The 4,356-nt window shown below is 62.7% G+C and carries 2 protein-coding genes; one reads left to right on the top strand and one right to left on the bottom strand.

The window, feature by feature from the left end:
- The coding region (locus tag QZY44_RS20255; RefSeq protein ID WP_295450889.1) for a sigma factor-like helix-turn-helix DNA-binding protein at nucleotides 1-504 on the bottom strand (504 nt) is incomplete at its 3' end.
- Between the two features lie 191 nt (nucleotides 505-695).
- Here QZY44_RS20255 and QZY44_RS20250 point away from each other — a divergent pair.
- Nucleotides 696-2,009: a YfjI family protein gene (locus tag QZY44_RS20250; RefSeq protein ID WP_295450886.1), complete on the top strand. Its 1,314-nt coding sequence runs from the start codon at nucleotides 696-698 to the stop codon at nucleotides 2,007-2,009.
- Nucleotides 2,010-4,356 lie beyond the last annotated feature (2,347 nt).

Below are 4,356 nucleotides of genomic sequence, written 5' to 3'. Positions count from 1 at the left end.
TCGACGCCCCAAGTACGGCGACGAAGACCTGGGCCTGACTTCCTCCCCGGTGGCGGGGTCGATGACAGGCACCGTCTGGCCACTGTAGTCGACGAACAGGCGCTCCCCGGGCGCATGGCTCTGGCGCAGGGTCACCGGCAGCGCATGGGCGAAGGCCCGATAGTGCGCGCAGAAGGCACTGTACTGGTAGCCGTCGGCACGCAACTCCCGATACTCCTGCCAGAGCAGGTCCAGGGTGACCCCGGAGCGACCCAATTGGCGATGCACCGCGGCCCAGTCCGCCTCCGGGCGTTTGACTCTGGAGGCGGGCTGGACCGGAAACAGCGCCGCTTCCACGGCCCGCTCGGTCAGACCGTCCGCCAGCGGCCAGGTGAGCTCGGCCAGCCGGGCTCGTCGCAGGTAATCGGCGACCGTCGAGGGGGAGACCTGCACGGTCCGTGCGATCTCCCGGTTGGAGCGACCGCACTCATGATGCAGCCGCAGAACGTCTTGAATCTTGCGCATGGATAACCTCGTGTTCACTTTCAGCACCCCGGGGGCAAAAACCCAGGGTGCCACGGTTATCCCGCGCGCCGTCGCGCTCTTTCAGGTGTCCAATTTGCCCTGGAACCGGTGTCCAGTTTGCGCTGGAATCACTGTCCAGTTTGCGCTGGACTGGGTGTCCAGTTTGCCGTGGAATCGGTGTCCAATTTGGCGTGGAATACGCAAATATGGCGGAATCGGGAGAGCGCAAGAGCGCAGCCGATAAGCAATTTGGGCGAGCGGCCCGGCAATGGCAAAATGAAGAGCGAGAAATACGCCTAAGCGAATACCGCCGCGCGGCTGCTATGGAAAAGGATTGGCGAGCGCGCATTGATGGGGTAAAGAAGAAGATCACGTCACTTGCAGGGAAGGATTCAGCCGATAACGACAAGGCACTTGAAGAATTGCGCACCCGACTGATTGACCTTGAGCAAAACCCGATCATTGCTGCGCCGCTGCCCAAGCTAAACTATGAGGACGTAACGCCCGCCGCCCTGGCCTATGGACTCGGCACCGGCTGGCCGTCTGCCGGATTATTCAGCGATGAGGGCGGCGCCGTGGTCGGGTCCCATGGGATGGGGGAAGATACAGCGACGGGGTTTCTATCCTTGCTTAACATCCTGTGGGATGGGCGTCCGTTCTTGCCAGACCGTAAACAGGCGTTGACTGTTGAATTGATCGGCCGGCGCTTCTCGGCTTTTCTGATGATGCAGCCTGACCTATTGCCTAAACTGGTTGATAAGGGCGCGCGAAACATCGGCTTTATTGCTCGCTTCTTGCTGTCGGCGCCACTATCGACAATGGGAACGCGGCTATATGTCGAGCCGCCGCCAGAGTGGCGCGCACTGGATGACTTTGACGCATCTATAAAACGACTACTTAACGCGGAAATGCCTATTGACCGCTCCCAGTCGGATAAGGGGCTACTGATGCGCCTGAGGCCGCCAGTCATGTTTCTCGATCCTGCCGCGAAACGCGCATTTATCGAGTATCACGATTCAGTCGAGCGGGAGTTGTGCCAGTTCGGAGACTTCGCGGCGGTACGGGATGTGGCCAGCAAAAGCGCGGAAAACGCGGCCCGGATTGCTGGGGTGTTCAAGTTGTTCGATCAGGGCGGACCTAGCCGGCACGTTGAGACCCGTTACATGGCCGCGGGTATCAAGATTGCGGTCTGGCATCTTAGCGAGGCCCGGCGCCTGTTCTTTGAGGTTTCCGCGCCTGAAGAGGTCACAGACGCGCGGGAGCTGTCCGGCTGGCTCTGCGCCAAGGCGCCCGAACTGATGGACGGGAACGGGTGCCCGATTGTCGATCAGGCGGGGGAAATCGCAATCCAGCAGTTAGGACGGTACGGGCCTAACTGCGTGCGTGGTGCACTGCGGAGGGACGCGGCGATAGATGGGCTTGAGGAATCCGGGCACGTCCGGCGATGCGAGCGGGGCAAGCAAAAGCGGTTGCGCGTAAATCCTAAGCTGCTGTCTCGAAAATGACTATTTTGCCGCGCGGTGCGGTTGTGGGGCGTCGCGACGGATGCAGCGGCCGGGTGAACCAAGATGCCGGCACCGCTGCTGAAGTTGGCTGTAACGGGGCACACAAGCACGGGAGACTGTCACATAAACAACCACTTACCAACTACAGCAAACTACAGCAACCGGGTTGCTGTAGTTGGGCGCGCTCTAGGCCCCGTGGTTGCTGGATTCGTCCCGAACTACAGCAACTACAGCAACTACAGCAACCGACCCTAAAAGTTATTTCTAACCTTCTTTTTTTCTCCGGAGGTTGCTGTATGGCCTTTGACCTAGACAGGTATCTACCCCCGGCGCCCCTCTCTGCGAATGCCGGGGGGGCTGCTGTAGTCGCTGTAGTTGCTGTAGATCAGACCCCGGGCGACGCTTTGCCCGCTGGGCAGGTAGGGCAGGAACCCGCCCACATTGGGGGGCTGACACTGGCAGCGTTGCAGGATGCGGCCGGCGAGGACTGGCCAGAGATTGCTGACCGACCCGCGGCACTGGCGGCACTGGCGCGGCTGTTGCCCATCCAGGCCCAACGGGACCGGGGCGAACTGCCCCGCAGCTATACCCGCCCTGTTCTGTGTTTGACCTGCGGCCCCGTCTGGCTCTGGGAGGGCGCCCCCGCGCGGCTGATCGCCTGCCCCTGGTGTCTGACTGCGTGGGGCTTCAGATCCATCCCCCGGCCCTTGGTGCATTGCGGATGCTGCACACACTTCCGGCACAGCGAGACATCGCCCGAGAGTGGGCTAGGGCTGTGCGGAATCGCCAGCAAGAAGAGCAAGCGCACCCCCGGCCACTGGCCAAAGGTCGCACACGCCTGCGGCGCATGGCGCCCAATCGACCCACTTGGAACACTACCGATTCAGGAACCTTCATGAACGCAATTGCACGTATTAAAGTCACGGACGCGCAACGCACGGCACTAACCGCCAATGCTGCCGCGATCCTACAAAGGGCAGTCGCGATACAAGGCCCCGCCGCATTGGCCAGCACGCGCGACCATGCAGCGCACCATGAGGCCGGGCACGCGATCCAGTACGCGGCGGAAGGGCACCACGTCTTAAGCGTGGAGGTCTATCGGCGCGGCGCTGATTGGCTGGGGGGTGTCGCTGTGGCGGGTCCGGGCTGGCGCATCGACCACGACACCGACCCACGCGCGGACCTTGTACGGGCGCGCGTCCTGTTGGCTGGTCCTTTGGGTGAGTTGCTACACAGCACCCGCCCGGCGCTTGGCGCTGGGGTAGACGAGATGGCCTTAGCGCGTAGCATCGTCGGCACGGTGGCTTGCAAGCTATCGGTTGACGCTGATGCATTGACGACCCGAACCGTATACGACGTGATAGCAACCCTTACCCGCCATCGTCAAGCGCTTGAAGGGTTGGCCGCTGCCTTGATGGTTAATCGAAAGGTGAAGGGGTTTCAACTGGCTAGGCTCTTGGAGCGTGGCGGCATGGCGAACCCGCCCGGGGTCGCGCGGGTCCTTCCTGGTCCATCCCTGTGCGGTGCGCAAAGCCGCGAGATTTCGTTAGGGGTAGGGCATGGCAAAGGTGTCGGGAAAGGAGGCGCAGGGCAGAAAGCATCACGACAATAGGGCTATACGTGGGGCTTTAGCTGCATCCTGTCTGTGTATATTTCGCGGGTCCTTCCTGGGGTTTCCCAACTGCGGTGCGCAAAGCCGCGGAATCTGTGCAGAGACGGGGTGCATGGGGGGTCAACAATATGCGGGGGTCCCTGGCCCCCCTGCCTTTGCCCGCGAGCCGATAGCCGCGGACTTCGGCCGAATTTTGGCCCCCTGGATCATCGGCAGCACGTCACCCCGGGAGCCCCCGCCGCCCGTCCCGGTGCCGATTTCGCTTAATGGGAATCGCCCCCCCGATTGTTTCGCTATGCACTCCGGGGGACCCTGGCACTTGGTAAACCCCGAGCCCAAACGCGCGCGCGGGTCTTGAGCGAATTTCGCCCCCCTTAGGGCGCGACAGCAGACCTAAATATCATCGTATTTCAGACGATTGCGAGGCCCCGCCGGCACTGACTGGCGGTCGGCTTCCAGGACCGGCACCGGCTGCACCTCCTGGAGCTGCACCGCGGCCGGGATCGATGTCCCAGGGCACGGGCACCGCTCCACCTGGCCACTGGCGCCGATGCTCCCGACTGGGGTCTAGGCCCGGGTCGGTCTTGGGCGTGAGCCGTGCCCGTTCCCCCTCCCTGTCGGCTGGCGATGGTTTCCCGAGAAACGCGGCGCCGATGTTGAAGGTCGGCAGGCTCAAGGCCCTGGCACTGGCGCCCGGGTGGAGTTGCACCGCGGCCGGGATTGAGGACCCAGGGC

This window comes from uncultured Thiodictyon sp. (assembly GCA_903837595.1).
Taxonomy (GTDB): domain Bacteria; phylum Pseudomonadota; class Gammaproteobacteria; order Chromatiales; family Chromatiaceae; genus Thiodictyon.
Note: the sequence above shows the minus strand (reverse complement) of the source record. Positions and strands in the feature narration are given on the sequence as shown.